This is a genomic window from Geodermatophilus sp. URMC 60, from assembly GCF_053502585.1.
This window is the reverse complement of the sequence record NZ_CP199958.1, coordinates 1722436-1746412: the sequence shown is the minus strand read 5'-3', so window position 1 is coordinate 1746412 and position 23977 is coordinate 1722436. Positions and strand designations below refer to the sequence as shown.

The following is a 23977-nucleotide window of genomic DNA, read 5'->3' as shown; positions in this document are numbered from 1 at the left end:
TCCATCCGAGGGACGGGGCGGCGGTGACACGAGCGACCACGGCATGGCGGCTGGCCACGGGTGCCGCCTACGGCGGCGGGGGGCTGGGCCTGGCCGGGGCCGGGGTGCTCGCCCTGCTCCGTCAGCAGGCCCGGTCGGCCCGGCGCCACGTCGAGTCGCGCACCGTCAGGTCCGCCCCGCCCCCGGGGGACGGGGTGTACGGCCGTGGGCGCGGCCGGCCGATCGTCCTCGCCGTTCTCGGTGACTCCACAGCGGCCGGCCTCGGCGTCGAGCGCGCCGCCCAGACCCCCGGCGTGCTGCTCGCCGCGGCGCTGGCCGAGCTGGCCGAACGCCCCGTCCGGCTGGTGCGGCTCGCGGTCTCCGGCGCGAGGTCCTGGCAGCTCGACGAGCAGGTCGACAAGGCCCTCCTCGAGCACCCCGACGTCGCCCTCATCATGGTCGGGGCGAACGACGTCACCAGCCGCACCGCGCCGGCGATCTCCGTCCGGCACCTGCGCGACGCCGTCCGCCGGCTCACCGAGGCCGGCACCCAGGTCGTCGTCGGCACCTGCCCGGACCTGGGCACCGTGCGCCCGATCGGCCGGCCGCTGCGCTGGCTGGCCCGCCGGTGGAGCCGGCAGCTGGCCGCCGCGCAGACCATCGCCGTCGTCGAGGCCGGTGGGCGCACCGTGTCGCTGGGCTCGGTGCTCGGGCCGTCCTTCGCCGAGGACGAGGGCCTGTTCAGCATCGACGAGTTCCACCCGAGCGCGGCCGGCTACGCCGCGGCGGCCGCCGTCCTGCTGCCCTCGATCGCCGACGCCCTCGGCGTCTGGCCGGCCGCGGCCGACCGGGGGCTGCGCAACCTGCGCCGCGACACCGTCCGCCCGGTCGCCCGGGCCGCCGCCCGGGCCGCCGGCCGGACCGGCACCGAGGTCCAGGCGACCGCGGTCCGCGGCTCGGACACCGGACCGCAGGGTCCGTGGGCCCGGCTGCGGCGGCGCCGCCCGCCGGACCTGCCCACGCCGGAGCAGGCCGAGCGCGCCGCGGAGGGCACGCCGCTCGGCTGAGCACGGGGCGGGCCCTACCGGGGAGTAGTTTCGGGGGTGACCGACGTCCGGCGACCCGTCGTCGGAGCCCCTCATCGTGGAGGACCCATGCCCGAAGCCGTCATCGTCGCGACCGCGCGTTCGCCCATCGGCCGCGCGTTCAAGGGCTCGCTCAAGGACCTGCGGCCCGACGACCTCACCGCCACCATCGTGCGCGCGGCCCTGGACAAGGTGCCCGCGCTGGACCCCACCGACATCGACGACCTGATCCTCGGCTGCGGCCTCCCCGGCGGCGAGCAGGGCCACAACATGGGCCGCGTCGTCAGCGTCCTGCTCGGCATGGACCACCTGCCGGGGACGACGATCACCCGTTACTGCTCCTCGTCGCTGCAGAGCACCCGCATGGCCATGCACGCGATCAAGGCCGGCGAGGGCGACGTCTTCATCTCCGCCGGCGTGGAGATGGTCTCCCGCTTCGTGAAGGGCAACAGCGACTCGCTGCCCGACACGCAGAACCCGGCGTTCGCCGACGCGCAGGCCCGCGTGGCCAAGACCGCCGAGAGCGGCGCGGACGCGTGGACCGACCCGCGCGAGAACGGCGAGGTCCCGGACATCTACATCGCGATGGGGCAGACCGCCGAGAACCTGGCGCTGCTCAAGGACGTCTCCCGGCAGGAGATGGACGAGTTCGCCGTCCGCAGCCAGAACCTGGCCGAGCAGGCCCTCGCCGACGGCTTCTGGGAGCGGGAGATCACCCCGGTCACCACGCCCGACGGCTCCGTGGTCGCCAAGGACGACAGCCCACGTCAGGGGACGACGCTGGAGGGCATCACCGGCCTCAAGCCCGTCTTCCGCCCCGACGGCCGGGTCACCGCCGGCAACGCCTGCCCGCTCAACGACGGCGCCGCCGCGGTCGTCGTCATGAGCGACACCAGGGCCCGCGACCTCGGCCTGACCCCGCTGGCCCGCATCGTCTCCACCGCGGTCACCGGCCTCTCGCCGGAGATCATGGGCTACGGCCCGGTCGACGCCACCAAGCTCGCGCTGCAGCGGGCCGGGATGAGCATCGGCGACATCGACCTGGTCGAGATCAACGAGGCCTTCGCCGCGCAGGTCATCCCGAGCTACCGCGACCTCGGGATCGACATCGACCGGCTCAACGTGCACGGCGGGGCCATCGCCGTCGGCCACCCCTTCGGCATGACCGGCGCCCGCATCACCGGCACGCTGATCAACGGCCTGCAGACCAAGGACAAGACCTTCGGTCTGGAGACGATGTGCGTGGGCGGCGGCATGGGGATGGCGATGGTCCTGGAGCGCCTCTCCTGACGGAGGACCCCGCGGTCCCCCGCCGCCGGTAGGCCCCACGAACGGCCAGTGGCCCGGCCCCCTCGCGGGGACCGGGCCACTTGTCGGGTGATGGCCCCGCTGCGGGGCCCGCGCCGAGCGAGCGAGGCGTGGGGGCAGCGGGGTCCTTTCTCAGTCGTTCTGCAGGTAGGACAGCAGCCGCAGGATCTCCAGGTACAGCCAGACGACCGTGACGAGCAGGCCGAAGGCGATGTACCAGGCGAACTTGGCCGGGGCACCGCGGCGGATCGCCTCGTCGGCCATGTCGAAGTCGAGCAGCAGCGAGAACGCCGCGACACCAATCACGACCAGGCTGAAGACGATCGCCAGGGGGCCGCCGTCACGCAGGCCCAGGCCGCCGGGGACGAAGAACCCGACCACCAGGTTGACCAGGACCAGGGCCAGCACACCGAACATCGCGCCGACGATCCAGCGGGTCAGCTTGGGGGTGACCCGGATGGCGCCGGTCTTGTAGACGACCAGCATGCCGGCGAAGACACCGAAGGTGCCGACCAGCGCCTGCATCACGATGCCGGGCCACAGCTGGTTGAACGCCTCGCTGATGGCACCGAGCGCGACGCCGTAGAGAGCGCCGTAGGACAGCGTGGCCACCGGGTTGGCGATCTGCTTGAACGCGATGACCAGGCCGAGCACGAAGGCCACGAGGATCGCGGGCAGGGCCAGCCCGAACGCCAGCTCCTGCGGGAGCAGCGCCCAGGTGACGGCGGCCGAGAGGACGGTGACCAGGAAGGACAGGCCCGTCTTCTGGACGACGTCGTCCATCGTCATGTAGCGGGTGGTAGGCGGCGCGTACGGCGACTGCGCGTAAGGCGACGCGGCGTACGGGTCCTGCGTCCCGTACTGCGGAGCCCCGTACTGGGCGGCGCCCCACGGGCCGGACTGCTGGCCGTAGCCGGGGCCCGTGTTCTGGAGCCCCCGGCCGAAGACCGGGTTGGAGCTGGGCATCGTCATCTCCTCGAGGTGACCTGGCTGTCGTGGGGCCCACGGTCCTGCACCCCACTCGTCCAGGTCAACGCCCAAAGGGCCCTGCGCGTTCCTGGATGCCGACCGGACACCCGGACGAGGGGTGCGGGGACGCCGCGGGGCCGGTGGCTGGCGGCCACCGGCCCCGCGGACCCGGTCGTCGAGCGTGTCACCAGGCCGGGACAGCCCCCGGCCCCGTCCCTCAGGCGGTGTCACTCCCGTGGTCGTGGTCGTGCCCGGCGTGCAGGCCGCCTCCACCGTTGGCCTGCGCGGCCGAGATCCGGTATTGACGGTTCTCCGGGTCGCCCTCGAAGGTGCCGCCGGGGACCGGCCTGCCGGCCACGCCGTTGACCCGCTGGGTGTCGTAGCCCAGCGTCAGCACGGCGTAGGCGATGGCGTCGGAGTTCTGCTCCAGCGCCTCGGGGTCGAGATTGGCGATGTCGTCCCCGACCTGGTGGTAGTTCGGGTCGTACGCGACCCCGGCCGTGCCGCCGTACGCCTCCGCCTGGTAGGCCTGCTTGACGCCCTCGGCGCCGGTGAACAGGCCGCCCGACGGGATGCCGGCGATCGCGAACGCCTGGTAGTCGCTGCGGCCGCTGAACTCGGTGCCCTCGTAGAAGAGCTCCTGCTCCTCGTAGAAGTCCTCGAACACGTACTCGATCTGCGCCGAGCCCTCGGGCACGAAGAACGGGTTCTGCTCGGTCGGCGGCGGGACGGTGAAGGCGGACTGGTCGCCGTCGTAGATGAAGCGGGCGAAGTTCGGCGAGCCGACCATGTCGAAGTTCAGGTACAGCGCGAGGTCCTCGCGCTGCGCCTGGTCCAGCTGGGACACGTAGTGCTTCGAGCCCAGCAGGCCGAGCTCCTCGGCGCCCCACCAGGCGAAGCGCACCGTGTTGGGCAGCTCGGACTTCGTGAGGTTCTCCGCCACCTCGATGAGCGCCGCGCTGCCCGAACCGTTGTCGTTGATCCCCGCCCCCGCCGGCACCGAGTCGAGGTGCGCACCGGCCATGACGACGTTGTCCGACGTACGGCCGGGCAGCTCGGCGGTGACGTTCTCGGTGTTCCGGAACTCGCTCACGGCCTGGACGGCCACCCGCAGGGTGTCACCGCCGAGGGTCGACCCGAGGGCGTACGTCACCCCGATCGCCGGGATGGTGGCCCCGGGCGCGCCGAGCGTGCCCTGCACCACATCCGTGCGGCCCTCCTGGCCCTCGTTGAACACCACGACCGCCGAGGCCCCGGCGGCCTGGGCGTTGGCGACCTTCTGACCGAAGTTGCACGTGCCGCGCTGGACGAGTGCGATGTTGCCGGCGGTGAAGCCGGCGAAGTCGGCGGCCTCACAGCCGCTGGTGTTGCCGTTGGCCGTCGCCGGCGGCGGGAGCACGACGTCGACCGCCTGGACGGTCGCGGTGACGTCACCGGACGCCGAGTACGTCATCACGGCGTAGTCGGTGCCCTCGGCGTAGGTGGCCGCGTCCGGGGCGACCTGCGAGAAGGCGCTGCTGTTCAGCTGGAAGAACGGGAACTCGAACTGCTGCCGGGAGACCTCCCAGCCGGCCTTCTCGAGCCGCTGCTGGACGTAGTCGGCGGAGGCGTCGTAGCCCGGCGTCCCCGAGGCGCGGTTGCCGCCGTTGTCGGTGGCGATCTGCTGGAACGCCTCCAGGTGCTCCATGACCCCGTCCAGGGTCACGCAGTCGGTCAGCTTCGCGACGGTGTTGTTGGTCCGCTTCTCACAGGCGGTGGCACCGCCCGGTGTGGCCACGGCCGGACCGGCCAGGGCGACGGTGCCCGCCAGCACCATCGCGCCGGCGGCGCCGAGCGCCACCGCACGCGCTCGGTGCGAGGTGGTTCGGATCATGCAGGGATCCCCCTCTGCTCGCGGGCGCCTCGACGCTGAGCGCACCCCCTGTGAACACCTGTGACCCTTGGTGATGAGACCGGAGCCCGTCAAGCCTTTCTGCCAGCAGCGACGTGGTAGTGCCCCCGGTCGGGTTCGAACCGACACTGGGACCCTTTTAAGGGGCCTGCCTCTGCCAGTTGGGCTACGGGGGCCGCCGAGCACGCCAGCCCGGCGGTCAGCTCGCCCGTAGGGAGCCCGACTGGGCCTTGTCCTCCGCCGAGGGCGGCGGCAGCGAGCCGGTCCGGCCGGTGTTCGCGGCCTGGACGAACTCGCGGCGCGGGTCCTGCAGCTGGCCCAGCGAGATGACCTCGCGGCGGAACACCGCGGCCAGGGTCCAGTCGGCGACCACCCGCGCCTTGCGGTTGAAGGTGGGCACGCGGCTGACGTGGTAGGTGCGGTGCATGAACCAGGCAGGCCAGCCCTTGAGCTTCACGCCGTAGACCTGCGCGACGCCCTTGTGCAGGCCCAGGCTGGCCACCGAGCCGGCGTAGGCGTGCTGGTAGGGCTCGGGCTCGCGCCCCTCGAGCGTCGCCACGATGTTGTCGGCCAGCCGCTTGGCCTGCCGGACGGCGTGCTGTGCGTTGGGCGCGGTGGTGGCGCCGGGGCTCTCCTTGGTGAGGTCCGGGACGGCGGCGAGGTCCCCCGCCGACCACGCGTCAGGCACCCCGCGCACCTGGAGGGTGGGCTCGCAGACCACCCGCCCGCGCTCGTCCACGGGCAGGTCGGTCTCGGTCAGCATCGGGTTGGGCTTGGTGCCCGCCGTCCACACCAGGGTGTCGCTGGCGAACTCGTCGCCGTCCGACAGCTTCACCACGCACCCGTCGGCGATCGACTCCAGCCGGGTGTTGAGCCGGACGTCCATCCCGCGCGCCGTGAGCTGCTTGACCGTCCACGCGGCCATGTCCAGGTCGACCTCGGGCAGGATCCGGCCCATCGCCTCGACCAGCACCCAGCGCATGTCGGCCGTCGAGAGCCGCGGGTAGTAGTGGGTGATCGCGTAGCGGGCCATGTCCTCGAGCTCGGCGAACGCCTCCACCCCCGCGTAGCCGCCCCCGACGAAGGTGAAGGTCAGCGCGCGGCGACGGACCTCCGGGTCGTCGGTCGAGCTGGCCGCGTCCAGCCGGGCCAGCACGTGGTTGCGCAGGTAGATGGCCTCGCCGACGTTCTTGAAGCCGATGCCGTGCTCGGCCAACCCCGGGATGGGCAGCGTGCGGGCCACCGAGCCCGCGGCCATGACCAGCACGTCGTAGGAGAGCTCGTACGGCTCGCCCTCGATCGGTGCGATCCGCGCCCGCTTCTCGGCGTGGCTCAGCCCGGTCACCGCTCCGGTGACCACCCGGCAGCGCGGCAGCGTGCGCCGCAGCGGGACCACCACGTGACGCGGCTCCACCGAGCCGGCCGCCGCCTCGGGGAGGAAGGGCTGGTAGGTCATGTGCGGCTGCGGGTCGACGACGACGACCTCCGCACGCCCTCGGGAGAGCCGTTTCTGCAGCCGCAGGGCGGTGTAGAGGCCGACGTAGCCGCCGCCGACGACCAGGACCACGGGTCGCTGTGCCATGTGCCGAGCCTAGGGCCGGGGAGCCGCTTCCGGCACGGTCGCGGCCAGCTCCGTCGCACGGGAGACGACGGCGTCGAGCATCGGCTCGGTGAGCTTGCCGGTGAAGGTGTTCTGCTGGCTGACGTGGTAGCTGCCCAGCAGGGTCAACGGCCCGCGCGGCCCCTCCAGCGACACCTCGACGCCGTGCCCGAACGCCGGCCGCGGCCGGGGCAGCGCGTAGCCGGCCTCCGCCAGCACCGGCCACAGCGCCGTCCAGCCGAACCCGCCGAGGACGACGGCGACGCGCAGCCGCGGCAGCAGCGCCAGCTCGCGCGCCAGCCACGGCGAGCAGGTGTCCCGCTCCTCCGGTGTCGGCGCGTTGGCCGGCGGCGCGCAGCGGACGGCGGCGGCGACCCGCACGTCGGTGAGCTCCAGCCCGTCGCCGACGTGGGTGGACGTCGGCTGGTTGGCCAGGCCGGCCCGCCACAACGCGGCGAAGATCCAGTCCCCGCTGCGGTCGCCGGTGAACACCCGCCCGGTGCGGTTGCCGCCGTGCGCGGCCGGCGCCAGCCCCACGACGGCGATGCGGGCGTCGGCCGGGCCGAGCCCCGGCACCGGCCGGCCCCAGTAGTCCTCGTCGCGGAAGGAGGCCCGCTTCACCCGGGCGACCTCCTCCCGCCAGGTCACCAGGCGGGGGCAGGCGCGGCAGCCGGAGATGCGGGCGTCGAGGGCGGCGAGATCGCGGGCGCTGCGTGCCGAGCGGACGACCCCGGCGGGGCTGCGGGTGACGGGGAAGCCGTCGGCGTCGCCAGGGCGGCCCCGCTGCAGGGGCCCGCCGCGGGCCTCGATCGGGCCCTCTGCAGGGTCCCGCCGCGAGCCCGCGAGTGGCGGGGGGCAGGGGGGTCCTCCACGGAGGGCAGCGGGGTCCTTCATGGCCACCAGCAGACCACCCGGCCGAGCGCGGATCCCCTGCGGGGCGGCATGATCGCAGGGTGGCCCGGACGAAGAAGCAGAAGGCACCGCTGACCTGGAAGCTCCTGGGCACCGGTACGGCGGTCCCCGCGGGGATCGCCGTCCGCAAGCTCACCGACGCCGCGTGGTACGCCGTGCGCGGCACCCAGCCGCCCAAGAACCCGGCCGCGCCGGGCGTCGGCTGGGGCGAGGCCCTGGCGTGGGCCGCGGTGTCGGGCGTCGCCGTGGCGGCCGGCCGGCTGGTCGCCGCCCGCGGCGCGGCGGCGGCCTACCAGTCGCTGACCGGCAAGCTGCCGCCCGGCCTCAACGAGAGCTCTCCCTGACCGGACGTCCACGACTCCCCGCTGCTCCGGCGAGCAGGAACTGCCGGCGAATCCCCCTTTCGGGGTTCGTCAGCACCCTGGCCCGCCTCTAGCGTCACACCCAGTCAGCGACCGCGGCGGACGACGGGCTCGGCGCGCCGCGGGTGAGGAGTGTGGACGTTGTACGGAACGGCGCCTGTGTCCGAGCGCGGCCCCGGCGGAGGTGCATCGACCGGGGTGGACCCAGCCCCTGGTCGACCCCTGCCGGGTGGTGCGGGTTCCACCACCATCCGGGAGCACGCCGAGTTCGATGCCCTGGCCGTCCCCTGGGACGCCCTCTGGGCACGCTCAACGTCCGCCACCCCGTTCCAGACCCACGCGTGGACGAGCGCCTGGGCCCGGGCCTACGTCGCCGCCGGGCAGCTCGCGGTGGTCACCGTGTGGGACGGCGACCTCCTCGTCGCCGCCGCGGCCCTGCACCGGGTCCGCCGTGGGCCGATCGGCCTGCTCGTCCCGCTGGGCGGGGACCTCTCCGACCACACCGACGTCCTGCTCGACCCACGGGTGCCGGACGCCGGACCTCGCCTGGTCCAGGCACTGCTGCAGGTACCCGGGTGGCGGGTGCTCGACCTCCCCGAGGTGCTCCCCGGTGCCGCCGCGCAGGACTGGGCACAGGCCTGGCCCGGTCCTGTCCGGCGCGCCGCGGCATCGGTGAACCTCCAGCTGCCCGCGCTCCCGATGACGGACGTCCTCGCCCGGGTGCCGGGTCGGACGGCCGGGACCCTCCGCCGCAAGCTCCGCAAGATCGAGCAGCTCGGCGTGCAGCGGACGGAGGTGGCGCCAGGCTCCCTCTCCCGGGCCGTTCCCGAGCTGATCGGACTCCACGAGGCCCAGTGGGCCGGCCGCCGCGGCAACCCCGAGCACCTCACCGCCCGGTTCCGGAGGCACCTGGTCGAGGCGCTCGCGCCGATGATCGAGCGCGGCCAGGCGGTGTTCGTGGAGTACCGCCTGGACGGCGAGCTGGTGGCCAGCGAGATCGACCTGGTCGGGCACCGACAGCTGTCCTACTACCTCGCGGGCATCTCCCCGTCGCTGCGGCAGCACGTCGACACCGCCGTCCTCCTGGTCAACGGGGCTCTCGAGCGCGCGACCCGGCTCGGGAAGGAGGAGTACTCGTTCCTCCGCGGCCTCGAGGACTACAAGCTCCGCTGGCGTCCGGACGAGGTGGAGGCCACGCGGATCATGCTGGCCCGCCCGGGGCTGCTCGGCTCCGCGGGGTACTTCCCGGCCGCCGCCGTCGGCCAGGCCACCCTGGCCCTCGCCCGGCGCGTGCTGCGCGGCCCGGCGCGCGACCTCGCCCGCACGGTCATGCAGGCCGTGCGCACCCTGCGGGCGCGCACGTAGCCCGTCAGGCGCGGGCCAGCTGCAGCGCGATGCCGTCGAGGATGTCGTGCTCGCTGACCACGACGTCGTCGAGCGCGAAGGCGTCCATGAGCACCCGCAGCACCAGCGAGCCGGCGCCGATGACGTCGACCCGGCCCGGGTGCATGACCGGGTGCGCGGCGCGCCGCTCGCGGGTGGCGGTGAGCAGCCCGGCGGTCACCGCGCGGACGGCGGACACCGGGATCCGCGAGCCGTGGATGGCCGCCGGGTCGTAGGCCGGCAGGTCGAGGGCGAGCGCCGCGACGGTGGTCACCGAGCCGGCCAGGCCCACCAGCGTGGCGGCCTCTCCCACCGGGACGGCGGCGGCGACGTCGGCCAGCGCCGTGCGGATGTCGGCCTCGGCGCGCTGGATCTCGTCGGCCGAGGGCGGGTCGCCGTGCAGGTGTCGCTCGGTCAGCCGCACGCAGCCGACGTCGACCGATCGAGCCGCCCGCACCCCAGACGCGTCGCCGAGCACGAACTCGGTGGAGCCGCCGCCGATGTCGACGACCAGGTACGGCGGGCGGGGCCGCGCCTGGCCGTGCGCGGCGACGGCGGCGTCCAGCGAGGCGGTGGCACCGAGGAAGGACAGCCGGGCCTCCTCGTCGCCGGGGACGACGTCGGGCAGCTGGCCCAGGGTGGCCAGGACCATGCCCTCGAAGTCGGCCCGGTTGGCCGCGTCCCGGCTGGCGCTGGTGGCGACCATGCGCACCGCACCGGCGCCGAGCTCGCGGGCCTGCGCGGCGTACTGCCCCAGGACCACGCGGGTGCGCTCGATGGCCTCGGGCGCGAGCCGGCCGGTGGCGTCGACGCCCTGGCCGAGCCGGACGACCTCCATCCGGCGCAGCAGGTCGGTGTGCGGACCCTCCGGCGGGACGTCGGCCACCAGCAGGCGGATGGAGTTGGTGCCGCAGTCGATGGCGGCGACGCGGGTCATGGACGGTCCTCGTCCCCGGCTCGACCCCGGCCTCGTTCCGCTGCTCGGGGCACGCCGTCGGTCGCCTCCGCGGTCGCCTCCGTGGTCGCCTCCGTGGTCGCTCCGCTCCTCGCTCGGCCGTCGTCTTCGGCAGTCCGGGCGCACGGGCCGTTCGCCCACCACTCCCCCATCTCGGTCACCGCGCGGTCGCCGACCGGGTTGACCCCCGGGCCGGCGGCCAGCGCGTGCGCGGCCAGGGCGTGCAGGCACTTCACCCGGTCGGGCATGCCACCGGCGGTGTTGCGGGTGGGCAGCTCGCCGAGGGCGTCGCGCTCGGCGAGGTAGGCCTCGTGGGCGGCACGGTAGGCCGCGGCCAGCTCCGGGTCGGTGCCCAGGGCCGCCTGCCACTCCCGCATCCGGCCGGTGGACTCCAGCCGGCTGGCCGCGGCGCTCGCCCGCGGGCAGGTCAGGTAGTACAGCGTCGGGAACGGGGTGCCGTCCTCGAGCCGCGGGGAGGTCTGCACGACGTCGGGCTGGCCGCACGGGCAGCGGTGGGCGACCGCGCGCAGGGCACGCGGCGGCCGCCCGAGCTGGCGGGCCACGATCTCCCGCTCCTCCGGCGTGATCGGTTCGGTCACGCGATCTCCTCGCTGGCGCTCGTCGGCCGCGTTCCCGTCGGTGCTGGACACATCGGTGAGCTCGCGAGCTCGCTCACTCGTCGGGCTCCTCGTCCCCGTCGGCCACTGCGACCGACTGCAGCAGCGCCTCGTACCAGGCCAGGTCGCCGTCCGCGGGCTCCGGCACGGTGCCGGCGTCCCCCTCGACGGCCTCGCCGTCCACCACGACCACCAGCCGGTCACCGGGCAGGACGTAGGCCAGCCGCTCGCGGGCCTGCCGTATCTGGTAGTCGGTGTCGGCCTGCCGCTCCAGCTGCTGCTCCAGCTGCTCGACCCGCTCGTCGAGGGCGGTGCCCTCCGCGGCCAGTCGGGTCAGCTCGGCGCGGCCGGCCAGGAACTGGCGCACCGGGCCGGCCAGGGTGAGGAGCAGCACCAGGACCAGCCCGGCCAGCAGCACTGCGCGGCCGGTGACCAGCGGACGCCGCGGCGCGCCGGAGGCCGGCCCCGTCCGCGGCGTGCGGCGGACGGCCCGCTTCGGCTCCGGGCGACTGCCCGCCCCCGAGCGGGAGCCGGCCGGCACGGGGCGGGACGCCGCACCCGACAGCGGCCGCCCGGTGGAGCGTCGTCGTCCGGACGGCGCCGCGCCCGACCCGCCGCGGCGGCCGCGCGCCGCGCTCACGGGCGGGCGCGACCGGTCACTCGCCGGCCGCCGCGCCCAGCCGAGGGAAGGCCGCCGCACCGGCGTAGCGGGCGGCGTCGTCCAGCTCCTCCTCGATGCGCAGCAGCTGGTTGTACTTGGCGACGCGCTCGCTGCGCGCCGGCGCACCGGTCTTGATCTGCCCGCAGTCGGTCGCGACGGCGAGGTCGGCGATCGTGGTGTCCTCGGTCTCGCCGGAGCGGTGGCTCATCATGCAGCGGTAGCCGTTGCGGTGCGCCAGGTTCACCGCGTCCAGCGTCTCGGTGAGCGTGCCGATCTGGTTGACCTTCACCAGCAGCGCATTCGCGGCGTTCCGCGCGATGCCGTCGGCCAGCCGGGTGGGGTTGGTGACGAAGAGGTCGTCGCCGACGATCTGCACCCGGTCGCCGACGGCGGCGGTCAGCGCGATCCAGCCGTCCCAGTCCTCCTCCGACAGCGGGTCCTCGATCGAGACGATCGGGTAGGCGTCGACCAGGCCGCGGTAGTAGTCGGTGAGGTACTCCGCCGACCGGGTCTGGCCCTCGAAGTCGTAGCCGCCGTCGGCGTGGAACTCGGTCGCGGCGACGTCGAGGGCGAAGGCGATGTCCCGGCCCAGGCTGTAGCCGGCCTTCTCGACGGCCTCGGCGATGAGGTCGAGCGCGTCGCGGTTGCTCGGCAGCGAGGGGGCGAAGCCGCCCTCGTCGCCGAGCCCGGTGGCCAGCCCACGGCCCTTCAGCACCGACTTGAGCGCGTGGTAGGTCTCGGTGCCCATGGCCAGCGCCTCGGCGAAGGTCGGCGCGCCGATCGGGGCGATCATGAACTCCTGCACGTCGACGTTGCTGTCGGCGTGGGCGCCGCCGTTGAGGATGTTCATCATCGGCACCGGCAGCAGGTGTGCCGAGGGCCCGCCGACGTAGCGGAACAGCGGCAGCCCGCTGGACTCGGCGGCGGCCTTGGCCACCGCGAGGCTCACGCCGAGGATGGCGTTGGCGCCCAGGCGCTCCTTGTTCGGGGTCCCGTCGAGGTCGAGCAGCCGCTGGTCGACCAGGCGCTGCTCGGCGGCGTCGTAGCCGACCAGTTCGGGACCGATGACGTCGAGCACGTTGTCGACGGCCTTGGTCACGCCCTTGCCGGCGTAGCGCTCGCCGCCGTCGCGCAGCTCCACCGCCTCGAAGGCGCCGGTGGAGGCGCCGCTGGGCACGGCGGCCCGCGTGATCGTCCCGTCGTCGAGGGCGACCTCGACCTCCACGGTGGGGTTTCCGCGCGAGTCGAGGATCTCCCGCGCGCCTACGGCGTCGATGCTGGGCACGAGGAGCAGCCTAGCGACGCCCGGGCGGGCCACTCACCTGCCGCGCGCCTCCGCCTCGGCGTCCAGCTCCCCGGCGTAGCGGCGGACCGCCTCGCGCAGCGCGTCCTCGACGTCCCAGCCGCGCTCCTCGGCGGCGGCGACGACGGCCAGCAGGCGCTCCCCCAGCTCCTCGGGGCTGGCCGAGGCCAGCTCCGCGGGCTCGGGCGTGCTCAGGCCGACGCGGGCCGCGCGGCGCACCAGCGCCGCCCCCCACGACGCCGCGGGCTGCGACCGGGAGACGCCCTCGGTCGGTGAGCGCCGCTGCTTCTCGGCCTTCTTGATCTCCTCCCAGCCCGCCTCGACCTGCGCCACGTCGCGCGGGCCCGCGTCGCCGAACACGTGCGGGTGCCGCCGGACCAGCTTGTCGACCAGGTCACCGGCGACGTCGTCGACGTCGAAGCGCCGGCCGGGGGCCGCCTCCGCGGCGACCCGCGCGTGGAAGACCACCTGCAGCAGCACGTCGCCGAACTCCTCGCGCATCGCGGCCGGGTCGTCGTCGACGATCGCGTCGTAGGCCTCGTGCGCCTCCTCGAGCAGGTAACCCCGCAGCGAGGAGTGCGTCTGCTCGGCGTCCCACGGGCAGCCGCCTGGCGAGCGCAGCACGTCCATCACCCGGACGACGTCGAGCAGCCGGGCACCGGGCGGCGTCGGGGCGTCGACGACCTCCCCGGCGTCCACCTCGACGCCGGTGGGCACCAGGGCGACCACGCTGTCGGGGCGGCCGGCGGCCGCCGCGGCGTCGGGGACGTCGTCCACCGGCCAGCCCCCGTCGCGCAGCGCGGCGGCGGTCGCGGCGGCGCCGGGCAGCGCGACGACCGGCCGGCCGCTCGACACCGCCCGCCAGGCCGCGGGGCCGAGCAGGCCCGGGAGGGCGGGGTGGACGACGACGGCGAGCGCGACGGGCACCCGGTCAGTCTCCGGCAGCCGCCGGCGCGGTGCCGCCCGCCTCCTCCAGGAGGTCGACGACCCCGCCGTCGGACGGGACGATCGCCCCGTCCTCGATGACGCCGAAGCGGGGGTTGACGGTGACGTCGACACCCGCGCGTACCTGCTCTACCAGCTCCTGGGCGGCGGCGTCGGCGTCGACCTGGGCCGTCTCCTCGAGCTGCGGGCGGACCTCCTCGAAGGACGGCACCACGGGTTCGCCGACGAAGACCACGAGGACGCCGGGCAGGTCCGGCAGGGTGAGCGAGGTCGCCGAGTTCGGCGCGGCGTTGCCCACCACGTCGGCGAGCGGGGCCGGCACGTCCGCGGGCGCGCGTGTCGTCACCTCGGGCAGGGTCGTCTGGCCGGGGTGCTGCGCGGCGATCGCGGGGTAGGCGGCCGGATCGGCCTGCAGCGCGGCGACCGCGGCGTCGGCGGCGGCCTGGTCGGGGACGTTGACGTAGCCGAGCCGGACCTGCGCGAGTGACGCCGCCTGCTCCTCGTACGCCGCCCTCAGCTCCTCCTCGCTCAGCCCGCCGGCCAGGCCCTGGGACTCCGCGACCCGCTGGCGGATCAGCTGCTGGCGGACGGTCTCGAACACGTCGGCCCGCGCGACCCCCTGGGCGGCGGCCTGCGCGTACACCGCCTCCAGGTCCTCGCCGGCGAGCAGCTCGTCCAGGCGGGCCCGCACGTCGCCGTCGTCCACCGTGACGCCGTAGCGCTGCGCGACCCGCTCGTAGAGGTCCGTGGTGACCAGCCGGGTGAGGACCAGGCGGGTGAACTCGTCCTCCCGGCCCACCGCCGCCTGGGCGAGGGCCGGGTCCTCCAGGCGGGTGTCGACCGCCGTCTGCAGCTCGTCGACGGTCACCTGCTCCTCGCCGACGTAGGCGGCCACGCTCGGGTCCGTGCGGCAGCCGGCCACCCCGGCCAGCGCGACCAGACCCACGGCCAGCGATGCGGTGAGGCGACGCGTGTCCACGACCGGAGCGTGCCACACCGGCTGTGACCCACCACGCAGCCGGAGGCGTGCGCGTGGCACGCCCGCGGTCAGGGAACCGGCGCGCCCGGGGTGGGCGTCGGCGCGAGGTCGGAGACGACGTACTTGACCTTCCCGCCCGTGAACGGCAGCTGGTCGACGTACTCCGTGGTGACCGGGACCTCGTAGCCGATGCGCCGGCGGAGCTCCTCGACGGCGGCCTCGACGTGCACCTCGCCGTCCGGGCCCGCGCCGGGCACGACACGGACGACGATCGAGTGGTCGGCGCGCTGGTGGATCTGGAACAGCCGGACGCTGTCCGGGTGCCCGCTGAACATCGCCATGAGCCGGTGCCCGATGGACCGGCCGCTCGGGAGCCGCAGGACGTCGGTGGACCGGCCCTCCGGCTGGCGCATCAGCGGCAGCGTGACGCCGCACGGGCAGGACGTGCCGGCCAGGGCGCCGCGGTCGCCGATCCGGTAGCGGATCAGGGGGAAGACGCGGTTTGTCAGGTCCGTGACGACGAGGTCGCCGACCTCGCCCGGCGGCACGGGGCGGCCGTGCTCGTCGACCACCTCGACGAGGCGGACGTCGGCGAACAGGTGCAGCCCGTTGCGTTCGCGGCACTCACCGGCCATCCAGCCGAACTCCGAGCAGCGGTACTCGTCGTACACGGGGGCGCCGAGGGAGGCCTCCAGCCGCCGGCGGACCGACGAGGTGAGCGGCGCCGCGGTGGTCGCGACCGCGGTGAGCGGCGGCACCTCCAGGCCCTCGGCCTCGAGGAAGTCGGCGAACTCCAGCATCGACCCGACGTAGCCCTCGAGGAGCGCCGGAGGGGACGCGCTGATCCGCCGGTGGAAGGTCCGCATGGAGTCGGGGCTCAGGAGCCCGGCGTCCAGGTAGCTCTGCCGGGTGGGCCACCACTGGAGGCCGTTCCTCAGCGCGTCCACCCGGCCGAAGCCCCACCGCCCGACCCGGGCCAGGTCGTCCCAGGGCTGGACGCCCCACCAGGAGTACATCCGCCAGGCCAGCGCCAGCGACGGCACGCGGGCGTCCTGCATGGTCCGCAGCGGCTGTCCGGTGCTGCCCCCGGTCCTGGCCTCGCGGGTCGTCCCGGGACCGGCCTCCGTGGAGACGAAGCCGGCGGAGTGCTCCTTGACGACGGTCCGGTCGATGATCGGGAGAGCCGTCCAGTCCTCCCACCCCCGGATCGCGCCGACGTCGACGCCGTGCCGGGCGTAGTGCTCCGGATAGAAGGCCGTGGCCTCCGTGGCCCACCGGAGGAGCCGGGTCGCGCGCTCCCACTGCAGGTCGCGCAGTGCCTCGGGCGCCAGGGTCTGCTGCTGCAGCAGCTCCCGGGAGAAGGCACCGCTGCGGCGGCGGACCGTGGCGGCCTTCACCTGGAATGCCAGCTCGGCGAGCGAGGCGCGCCGGGGCGCTCCCTCGCGGTCTCGGCCAGTGCGCACGGTGGTCTCTCCCTGGGCGACGACGACGCTCCGGACGAGCGCGTGCCCCCACGCTCCCGGACGATCGCCCGGGACCGGTACACCGTCCACCCCGGGAGGGTGAGGCCCCGCGGGGGGTGCGACGGCCCCGGTCGCCCGGGCGGGTGCCCGCCCGGGCGCCTCCCCCCGACGAGGGATCCGCCCCGGAGCCCCGGCTGCCAGCATCGCCGCATGCCGCCGTCCGTCCCCCCGCCGTCGTGCGCGCCACGGGCGGACGTCGTCGTCCGGCTCGTCGACCTGGCCGTCGGCGACGACGCGCTGGCCCGCGCCGAGGCGGTGCTGAGCCCGGCCGAGCTGGCCCGCGCGCGGCGCGGCACCCCCGCCGTCCACCGGCGCCGGGTGCTGCTGCGTGCCGGCCTGCGCACCGCCCTCGCCGCCGAGCTGGGCACCGGCCCGGCCGACGTGCCGCTCACGGCCACCGCCACCGGCCGCCCGCAGCTGCCCGCGGCCACCGGTCTGGACGCCGGCTGCTCGGCCAGCGGCCCGCTCGGTGTCGTCGCGGTGGGCCGCGGCTGCCGGGTGGGCGTCGACCTGGAGCGGGTGGTGCCGTGGACGCCCGACGTCCTGGACGAGGGCTGGTTGGACCGCGCCGAGCAGCGGGCGCTCACCGCCCTCCCGGAGCGCACCCGCCCGCTCGCCGTGGCCCGGGCCTGGACCCAGAAGGAGGCGGTCCTGAAGGCCCGCGGGACCGGCCTGCGGGACGACCCGGCCGCCACGGTCACCGAGATCGGGCGCGCCCAGGGCACGGTGGCCGGCTGGACGGTCCGCGACGTGCCCGTGCCCAACGGATGGGTGGCCAGCCTCGCGGTCGCCCCCGACGAGGAGACCCGCCGATGACGCTCGCCCCCGCCGCCCCCCAGGTCGCGCTGTTCCGCGCCCGCTGCGAGGAGGCAGCCGGCACCGCGCTGGACGCGCCCGGCGCCCTGCACGCCTTCTCGGTGGCCCGGCCCGAGCTCTTCTGGCGCACGCTCCTGGACTGGACGGAGCTGCCGTGGTCGGGCTCGGCGGACGTCGTCCTCACCGACGGGGACGTCGAGCGCGCGCGGTTCTTCCCCGACGTCCGGCTGAACTACGCCGAGGCCCTGCTGCGGCCGCTGCCCGGCGTCCCGGACGACGCCCCCGCGGTGACCGCCGTGCACGCCGGCCGGCCCGCCGACACCCTGAGCCGCGGGCAGCTGCGCGAGCAGGTCGGGGCCACGGCGGCGGCCCTCGCCGCGGCGGGACTGCGGTCCGGCGACCGGCTGGTGCTGGTCGCCCCGCACGCCGCCGGGACGGTGGTCGTGGCCCTGGCCGCGGCCGGACTGGGCGCGGCGGTGTCCACCGCGACGCCGGACATGGGCGCCCCTGCCCTGCTCGGCCGCTTCGAGCAGGTGGAGCCGGCGCTGCTCGTCCTCGACCGCGCCGCCATGGGGGAGGGGACGGCGGGCGCACTGGTCGCGGGCCTGCCCACCGCGCGCGGTCTCGTCGTCCTCGACGACCTGCCGCTGCCCCCGGGGACCCTGCCCGCCGACCGGCTGGCCGACCTCGTCGCAGGGGCCGGCCCGGCACCGGCGTGGGAGCGGCGGCCCTTCGACCACCCGCTGTTCGTCATGTTCTCCTCGGGGACCACCGGGCCGCCCAAGGCGATGGTCCACGGCGCGGGCGGCACCCTGCTCGAGCACGTCAAGGAGCACCGGCTGCACGGCGACCTGACGCCGGCCGACACGCTGTACTTCCACACCACCACCGCCTGGATGATGTGGAACTGGCAGCTGTCGGCCCTGGCGGTGGGCGCGCACGTCGTCACCTACGACGGCCCGGTCACCGGCCCGGAGACGCTGTGGGAGCTGGTCGCCGCGCAGGGCGTGACCGTCTTCGGCACCAGCCCGGCGTACCTGCAGCTGTGCCAGGACGCCGGGTACTCCCCCGCCGCGCGGGTCGACCTGTCCCGCGTGCGCGCGGTGCTGTCGACCGGCGCGGTGCTGCACGACTGGCAGTTCGACTGGGTGGCCGAGCACGTCGGCCCGGTGCCGCTGCAGTCGATCTCCGGGGGCACCGACATCATCGGCTGCTTCGTGCTGGGCAGCCCCGAGGAGCCGGTGCGCCGGGGCCGCAGCCAGGCCCGGAGCCTCGGGCTGGACGTGGCCGCGGTCGACGAGGACGGCACCGAGGTCGTCGGCGCCATCGGCGAGCTGGTGTGCCGCAACCCGTTCCCGTCCCGCCCGGTGGGCTTCCTCCGCGACCCCGACGGTGCCCGCTTCTCCGCGTCCTACTTCGCCGAGCACCCCGGGATGTGGACCCACGGCGACCTCGTCGAGTTCGACCCCGACGGGTCGGCCCGGCTGCACGGGCGCTCCGACGGCGTCCTCAACATCGACGGCGTCCGCATCGGGCCGAGCGAGATCTACACCGTGCTGCGCGGCGTTCCCGAGGTCGCGGACGCGATGGCCGTCGAGCAGCGCGACCCCGACCGCCCCGGCGCGACCCGGATGGTGCTGCTCGTCGTGCTGCGGGAGGGGACGGCGCTGTCCGGCGGGCTGGACCGGACGATCCGCCGCCGGCTGCGGGAGGAGGCCTCGGCCGCGCACGTGCCGGCGCTCGTCGTCGCCGTCCCGGAGCTGCCGCTGACCCACAACGGCAAGCGCTCCGAGCGGGCCGCCCGCGACGCGGTGAACGGCGACCCGGTGGTCAACGCCGGCGCGCTGCGCTCGCCCGGCTGCCTCGAGGCCATCCGGGCGGCGGTGGCCGCCGGTCCCGTGCAGGACACCGCGGCGGCGGAGGACGGCGACCCGCTGCTGCAGGCGGTCACCGCGCTGTGGGACGAGGTGCTGCGGACCGGCGGCATCGGGCCCGACGACGACTTCGCCGACCTGGGCGGGACCTCCCGCCAGGTGCTGAGCCTGCTGCGGCGGGTCCGGCTGGACCTGGGCGCCGACGTGCCGCTGCAGGTCTTCGCGCAGGAGCCCACGCCGCGGGGCCTGGCCCGTGCGGTGGCCGCCGCCGGGTCCACCGAGGACGGCGGCGTGGCGGTGCTGCGCGCCGGGACGGGCCGGCCGGTCGTCCTCGTGGCCGATGCCTGGGGACAGCTCAACCTCTACGCCGGGCTGGTCCGCCGGCTGGCCACCGACCGGCCGGTGCTGGGACTGCAGCCGCGGCTGACCGGTCCGGGCGGGGAGCACTCGTCGATCGAGGAGGTCGCCGCCCGCGCGCTGGCCGAGCTGCGCGCGGTGCAGCCGGAGGGGCCCTACAGCCTCGTCGGGTACTCCTTCGGTGGCCTGGTGGCCGCCGCGATGACGACGTCCCTGGAGGCGGACGGGCAGCAGGTCGCCTGGCTGGGCCTGCTCGACGTCCGCCCGCCCGAGGCGGCGCTGAGCCCCCGCGAGCTCGCCGCCCGACGCTGGTGGGCGCGACTGCGCACCCTGCGGTCCGGCCGGGCCGTGACGGCGCTGCGGGATCGGCTGCGCCCCTCGCCCACCGGCCCGGCGCCGTCACCGGCCGCGGTCGCGGACCCGGAGCTGGCGTTCTTCCGGCGGTCCGAGGCGGTCGGCGAGGCCTTCCGGCCGGGACCGGTCGCCGCTGCGGTGACCTTCTTCCTGGCCGAGGGCTCCCGGCCCGTCGTGCGCGGCACGCTGTCCTCGTGGCGGCGGATGGCCCCGGACCTCGCCGTGGTCGTCGTCCCCGGTTACCACGGCGACGTCGACGACGACCGCGTGGGCATGCTCAGCGAGCAGCACGTGGGCACGCTGGCCGCCCGGGTCTCGGCCGCCCTGCGGTGACACCGTCGGCCCACCGGCCGACTCCGCGGCGAGCGGTCGTCCCCGGCTCGCACTGAGCCGCATCTCGCCCCCTTCCCGGGCGTCCCCGAGCCTGCGAGGGGACCCAGGAGGGGTCCCTTCTCACGAAGCCGCGGCGACCGGCTGCTGGAGGAGGGCGGTCAGCAGCGACTGCAGGTGGTCCAGCAGCGCGACGTCCCGCAGCGGCGTCCGCCGGTCCGGGCCGACCGGCACCTTCAGCGAGACGGTGTCGGCGGCGGCCTTGTAGGTGGCGCCGTCGGCGAGGCGGGCCAGCCGCATCTGCTTGGACTCCGGCAGCGGCACCGGGCTGATCCGGATCGCCCGGCCCTGCATCGACACCTCGGTGATGCCCCACTGCCGGACGGCGGCCCGGAAGCGCGCCACGGCCAGCAGGTTGAGCACCGGCGCCGGCGGGGCGCCGTAGCGGTCGGTGAGCTCGTCGAGCACCGCCTGCGCCTGCTCGTCGGACTGCACCGAGGCCACCTTGCGGTAGGCCTCCATCCGCAGCCGCTCGCCGGGCACGTAGTCGTGCGGCAGGTGCGCGTCGACCGGCAGGTCCACCCGGACGTCGGCCGGCTCGGCCGGGGGCTCCTCGCCGGCCAGCTGCGCCCGGTAGTCGGTGACCGCCTCCCCGACCAGCCGCACGTACAGGTCGAAGCCGACGCCGGCGATGTGCCCGGACTGCTCGCCGCCGAGCAGGTTGCCCGAGCCGCGGATCTCCAGGTCCTTCATCGCCACCGCCATGCCGGCGCCGAGGTCGGTGTTGTGCGCGATGGTGGTCAGCCGGTCGACCGAGGTCTCGGTCAGCGGCCGGCTCGGGTCGTAGGTGAAGTACGCGTACGCCCGCTCCCGGCCGCGGCCGACCCGGCCGCGGATCTGGTGCAGCTGGGAGAGGCCGAAGGTGTCGGCCCGGTCGACGATCAGGGTGTTGGCGTTCGGGATGTCCAGGCCGGACTCGACGATCGTGGTGGCGACCAGGACGTCGTACTCCTTCTCCCAGAAGCCGACCATGATCTTCTCGAGCTGGTGCTCCTTCATCTGCCCGTGGCCGACTGCCACCCGGGCCTCGGGCACCAGCTCGCGGATCTTCGCGGCGGCCTTGTCGATCGACTGCACCCGGTTGTGGATGACGAACACCTGCCCGTCGCGCAGCAGCTCGCGGCGGATCGCGGCGGCCATCTGCTTGTCGTCCCACGCGCCGACGTAGGTCAGCACCGGGTGCCGCTCCTCCGGCGGGGTGAGGATCGTCGACATCTCGCGGATGCCGGTCAGCGACATCTCCAGGGTGCGCGGGATCGGGGTGGCCGACATCGACAGGACGTCGACCGCCGTCCGCATGGTCTTCAGGTACTCCTTGTGCTCGACGCCGAAGCGCTGCTCCTCGTCGACGATCACCAGGCCGAGGTCCTTGAACCGGGTGGTCGGCTGCAGCAGCCGGTGGGTGCCCACCAGGACGTCGACCTCCCCGGCGGCCAGCCGGCGCAGCGTCTCGGCGCTCTCGGCGTCGGACTGGAAGCGGGAGAGCACCTCGACCGTCACCGGGAACTGGGCGAACCGCTCGGAGAAGGTCTTGTAGTGCTGGTTGGCCAGCAGCGTCGTCGGCACCAGGACGGCGACCTGCTTGCCGTCCTGCACCGCCTTGAACGCCGCCCGGACGGCGATCTCGGTCTTCCCGTAGCCGACGTCGCCGCAGATGATCCGGTCCATCGGCACCGGGTTCTGCATGTCCACCTTGACCTCGTCGATCGCGGCGAGCTGGTCGGGGGTCTCCTGGAACGGGAAGGCGTCCTCGAGCTCGCGCTGCCAGACGGTGTCCGGGCCGTAGGCGTGGCCCTTGGTCGCCATCCGCGCCGAGTACAGCCGGATCAGCTCGGCGGCGATCTGCTTGACCGCCTTGCGCGCCTGGCCCTTGGTCTTCTGCCAGTCGGCGCCGCCGAGCTTGGACAGCGCCGGGGACTCGCCGCCGACGTACCGGGTCAGCTGGTCGAGGGCGTCGGTGGGCACGAACAGCCGGTCCGGCGGCTGGTTCCGCTTGGACGGCGCGTACTCGACGATCAGGTAGTCGCGCTGCCCGCCGTTGACGGTGCGGCTGACCATCTCGACGTAGCGGCCGATGCCGTGGTGCTCGTGGACGACGAGGTCCCCGGGCTGCAGCTGCACCAGGTCGACGGCGTTGCGCCGGCGCGCGGGCATCTTCACCGCGTCGCGCATCGAGGTGCCGCGCTGCCCGGTGAGGTCGTGCTCGGTGAGCAGCGCCAGGCCCACGCCCGGCAGGGCGAAACCGGCCTCCAGGCTGCCCTGGGTGACGTGGGTCAGCCGCGGCTCGGGTGCGGTGGCGACGTCGGGCACCAGCCGCGCGCCGAGGTCGGCCTCGGTGAACTGGTCGGCCGCCCGCTGGGCGGGGCCGGGACCGGCGAAGGTGACCACGATCCGCCAGCCGTCGCGGGACCAGGCGCGCAGCTGCTCGACCGCGCGCGGGACGTCGCCGGCGAAGCGCTCGACGGTCGTCGCGTCGAGGGTGACGTGGCTGTCGTCGTCCTCGCTCCGCAGCGTGAAGGCGCCGGTGCTCCACCAGGGCAGGCCGCGGCCGCGGGCGGCGGACTTGACGTCGGCGAGGTCGCGGAAGGACGACGCACCGAGGTCCAGCGGCGCCTCGCCGGCCTCCGCGGCCGTCGCCCAGGACGCGGCGAGGAACTCCTCGGCGGTGCGCACCAGGTCCGCGGCGCGGCTGCGCACCCGCTCGGGTTCGCAGACCAGCACGTGGGTGCCCGCGGGCACGAGGTCGGTGAGGAGCTGGAGGTCCCCCTCGATGAGCGCCGGGGTCAGCGACTCCATCCCCTCGACGGCGATGCCCTCGGCGAGCTTGCCGAGGATCTCCAGCAGCCCGGGGTGCTCGACGGCGAGGGCTGCTGCGCGGGCGCGCACCTCGTCGGTCAGCAGCAGCTCGCGGCACGGCGGGGCCCACAGCCGCTCCGGGCGCTCGTCGAGCGAGCGCTGGTCGGCGGCGGAGAAGTAGCGCAGCTCGTCGACCTCGTCGCCCCAGAACTCCACGCGCACCGGGTGCGGCTCGGTCGGCGGGAAGACGTCGAGCAGGCCACCGCGGACGGCGAACTCGCCGCGCTTCTCGACCAGCTCCACGCGGGTGTAGGCGGCGTCGGCGAGAGCGCGGGCGACGTCGTCCAGCTCGGCGGTGTCCCCCGGGCGCAGCTCGACCGGGACGAGGTCGCCCAGGCCGGGCGCGAGCGGCTGCAGCACGCTGCGCACGGGCGCCACCAGGACGTCGATCGCCCCGTTGGCACCGGGGTGGGTGAGGTCGCGCAGCACGGCCAGCCGACGGCCGACGGTGTCCGCGCGCGGGGAGAGCCGCTCGTGCGGCAGCGTCTCCCAGGCCGGGAAGACCTCGGTGCGCCGGTCGGGCAGGAAGCAGCGGAGCTGGTCGGCCACGGCGTCGGCGTCCCGCTCCCCCGCGGTCACGACGAGGACGGGCACGCCGGCACCACCCTGCCGGGCAGCGAGGGCGGCGGCCACCAGCGGCTGCACGGACGGCGGTGCGGTGACCGCCAGCTCGGCGTTCCCGGCCGCGGCCACGACGCGGGCCATGCCGGGGTCGGTGAGGACGACGTCGAGCACGCCGCGGAGGGTCACGGGTAGATCGCTCCTGGAGTCCGGTGGCCACGCACGTCGCGCCGGGTGCGCGGGGGGCCGTTCCCCCAGGTTAGCCCCGCCGTCCGGGACCGCGCCGCCGCGCGGGGG

General features: G+C 75.2%; 18 protein-coding genes and 1 tRNA gene. 6 read left to right on the top strand and 13 right to left on the bottom strand.

Annotated elements, in window-relative coordinates; all coding sequences use genetic code 11:
* Nucleotides 1–23: 23 nt before the first annotated feature.
* Nucleotides 24–1046, top strand: coding sequence for an SGNH/GDSL hydrolase family protein (locus tag ACWIX3_RS08390; protein ID WP_448611614.1), 1023 nt, complete (start codon nt 24–26; stop codon nt 1044–1046).
* Nucleotides 1047–1133: 87 nt separating this feature from the next.
* The gene (locus ACWIX3_RS08385) at nt 1134–2354 is read left to right on the top strand and encodes an acetyl-CoA C-acetyltransferase (RefSeq protein WP_448611613.1); all 1221 of its coding nucleotides are present in this window, start codon (nt 1134–1136) and stop codon (nt 2352–2354) included.
* Nucleotides 2355–2504: 150 nt separating this feature from the next.
* Here the strand turns inward: ACWIX3_RS08385 and ACWIX3_RS08380 are convergent, their stop codons facing one another.
* The 5 genes from ACWIX3_RS08380 to ACWIX3_RS08360 all read right to left on the bottom strand — a co-directional run bounded on the left by ACWIX3_RS08380 (nt 2505) and on the right by ACWIX3_RS08360 (nt 7726).
* On the bottom strand, nt 2505–3338 hold the full coding sequence (locus tag ACWIX3_RS08380) for a Bax inhibitor-1/YccA family protein (RefSeq protein ID WP_448611612.1): 834 nt from the start codon (nt 3336–3338) through the stop codon (nt 2505–2507).
* 220 nt (nt 3339–3558) lie between these two features.
* Nucleotides 3559–5214, bottom strand: coding sequence for a M20/M25/M40 family metallo-hydrolase (locus ACWIX3_RS08375; protein WP_448611611.1), 1656 nt, complete (start codon nt 5212–5214; stop codon nt 3559–3561).
* Nucleotides 5215–5334: 120 nt separating this feature from the next.
* Nucleotides 5335–5408 (bottom strand) — tRNA-Leu (locus tag ACWIX3_RS08370).
* 23 nt (nt 5409–5431) lie between these two features.
* Nucleotides 5432–6814, bottom strand: coding sequence for an NAD(P)/FAD-dependent oxidoreductase (locus ACWIX3_RS08365; RefSeq protein WP_448611610.1), 1383 nt, complete (start codon nt 6812–6814; stop codon nt 5432–5434).
* 9 nt (nt 6815–6823) lie between these two features.
* Complete coding sequence (locus tag ACWIX3_RS08360) at nt 6824–7726, bottom strand: uracil-DNA glycosylase (protein ID WP_448611609.1); 903 nt, start codon at nt 7724–7726, stop codon at nt 6824–6826.
* A 59-nt stretch (nt 7727–7785) separates the two neighbouring features.
* On the opposite strand from ACWIX3_RS08360, the gene ACWIX3_RS08355 reads away from it, so the two are divergent.
* Together ACWIX3_RS08355 and ACWIX3_RS08350 are read left to right on the top strand one after the other, a co-directional pair.
* The gene (locus ACWIX3_RS08355) at nt 7786–8088 is read left to right on the top strand and encodes a DUF4235 domain-containing protein (RefSeq protein WP_448611608.1); all 303 of its coding nucleotides are present in this window, start codon (nt 7786–7788) and stop codon (nt 8086–8088) included.
* 216 nt (nt 8089–8304) lie between these two features.
* Nucleotides 8305–9471, top strand: coding sequence for a GNAT family N-acetyltransferase (locus tag ACWIX3_RS08350; RefSeq protein ID WP_448611607.1), 1167 nt, complete (start codon nt 8305–8307; stop codon nt 9469–9471).
* 4 nt (nt 9472–9475) lie between these two features.
* On the opposite strand, the gene ACWIX3_RS08345 is transcribed toward ACWIX3_RS08350, so the two are convergent.
* The 7 genes from ACWIX3_RS08345 to ACWIX3_RS08315 form a co-directional block, all read right to left on the bottom strand.
* On the bottom strand, nt 9476–10426 hold the full coding sequence (locus ACWIX3_RS08345) for a Ppx/GppA phosphatase family protein (RefSeq protein ID WP_448611606.1): 951 nt from the start codon (nt 10424–10426) through the stop codon (nt 9476–9478).
* Nucleotides 10423–11043 carry a DUF501 domain-containing protein gene (locus ACWIX3_RS08340; protein WP_448611605.1) on the bottom strand — a complete coding sequence of 207 codons (621 nt, stop codon included), beginning with the start codon at nt 11041–11043 and terminating at the stop codon, nt 10423–10425. The genes ACWIX3_RS08345 and ACWIX3_RS08340 overlap by 4 nt, the downstream gene beginning before the upstream one ends.
* Before the next feature lie 73 nt (nt 11044–11116).
* Entirely contained in the window at nt 11117–11701 is a 585-nt protein-coding gene (locus ACWIX3_RS08335) for an FtsB family cell division protein (RefSeq protein ID WP_448611604.1), read from the bottom strand.
* Nucleotides 11702–11717: 16 nt separating this feature from the next.
* On the bottom strand, nt 11718–13007 hold the full coding sequence (gene eno / locus ACWIX3_RS08330) for a phosphopyruvate hydratase (RefSeq protein WP_448611603.1): 1290 nt from the start codon (nt 13005–13007) through the stop codon (nt 11718–11720).
* Nucleotides 13008–13040: 33 nt separating this feature from the next.
* On the bottom strand, nt 13041–13952 hold the full coding sequence (locus ACWIX3_RS08325) for a MazG family protein (protein WP_448611602.1): 912 nt from the start codon (nt 13950–13952) through the stop codon (nt 13041–13043).
* Between the two features lie 4 nt (nt 13953–13956).
* Nucleotides 13957–14949: a peptidyl-prolyl cis-trans isomerase gene (locus ACWIX3_RS08320; RefSeq protein WP_448611601.1), complete on the bottom strand. Its 993-nt coding sequence runs from the start codon at nt 14947–14949 to the stop codon at nt 13957–13959.
* A 68-nt stretch (nt 14950–15017) separates the two neighbouring features.
* A complete protein-coding gene (locus ACWIX3_RS08315; RefSeq protein WP_448611600.1) occupies nt 15018–16412 on the bottom strand; it encodes a phenylacetate--CoA ligase family protein in 1395 nt (464 codons plus the stop codon).
* A gap of 210 nt (nt 16413–16622) precedes the next feature.
* On the opposite strand from ACWIX3_RS08315, the gene ACWIX3_RS08310 reads away from it, so the two are divergent.
* Together ACWIX3_RS08310 and ACWIX3_RS08305 are read left to right on the top strand one after the other, a co-directional pair.
* A complete protein-coding gene (locus ACWIX3_RS08310; RefSeq protein WP_448611599.1) occupies nt 16623–17288 on the top strand; it encodes a 4'-phosphopantetheinyl transferase family protein in 666 nt (221 codons plus the stop codon).
* Nucleotides 17285–20206: an acetoacetate--CoA ligase gene (locus ACWIX3_RS08305; RefSeq protein WP_448611598.1), complete on the top strand. Its 2922-nt coding sequence runs from the start codon at nt 17285–17287 to the stop codon at nt 20204–20206. The genes ACWIX3_RS08310 and ACWIX3_RS08305 overlap by 4 nt, the downstream gene beginning before the upstream one ends.
* Nucleotides 20207–20326: 120 nt before the next feature.
* Here the strand turns inward: ACWIX3_RS08305 and mfd are convergent, their stop codons facing one another.
* Nucleotides 20327–23869, bottom strand: a complete 3543-nt coding sequence (gene mfd, locus ACWIX3_RS08300) for a transcription-repair coupling factor (protein ID WP_448611597.1) — start codon at nt 23867–23869, stop codon at nt 20327–20329.
* Nucleotides 23870–23977 lie beyond the last annotated feature (108 nt).

Excerpts from the sequence above, each read along its gene's own strand:
- ACWIX3_RS08380 (WP_448611612.1), bottom strand. The coding sequence starts at position 3,338 with ATGCCCAGCTCCAACCCGGTCTTCGGCCGGGGGCTCCAGAACACGGGC.
- ACWIX3_RS08375 (WP_448611611.1), bottom strand. The coding sequence starts at position 5,214 with ATGATCCGAACCACCTCGCACCGAGCGCGTGCGGTGGCGCTCGGCGCC.
- ACWIX3_RS08310 (WP_448611599.1), top strand. The coding sequence starts at position 16,623 with ATGCCGCCGTCCGTCCCCCCGCCGTCGTGCGCGCCACGGGCGGACGTC.
- ACWIX3_RS08305 (WP_448611598.1), top strand. The coding sequence starts at position 17,285 with ATGACGCTCGCCCCCGCCGCCCCCCAGGTCGCGCTGTTCCGCGCCCGC.
- ACWIX3_RS08345 (WP_448611606.1), bottom strand. The coding sequence starts at position 10,426 with ATGACCCGCGTCGCCGCCATCGACTGCGGCACCAACTCCATCCGCCTG.
- ACWIX3_RS08360 (WP_448611609.1), bottom strand. The coding sequence starts at position 7,726 with ATGAAGGACCCCGCTGCCCTCCGTGGAGGACCCCCCTGCCCCCCGCCA.
- ACWIX3_RS08365 (WP_448611610.1), bottom strand. The coding sequence starts at position 6,814 with ATGGCACAGCGACCCGTGGTCCTGGTCGTCGGCGGCGGCTACGTCGGC.
- ACWIX3_RS08385 (WP_448611613.1), top strand. The coding sequence starts at position 1,134 with ATGCCCGAAGCCGTCATCGTCGCGACCGCGCGTTCGCCCATCGGCCGC.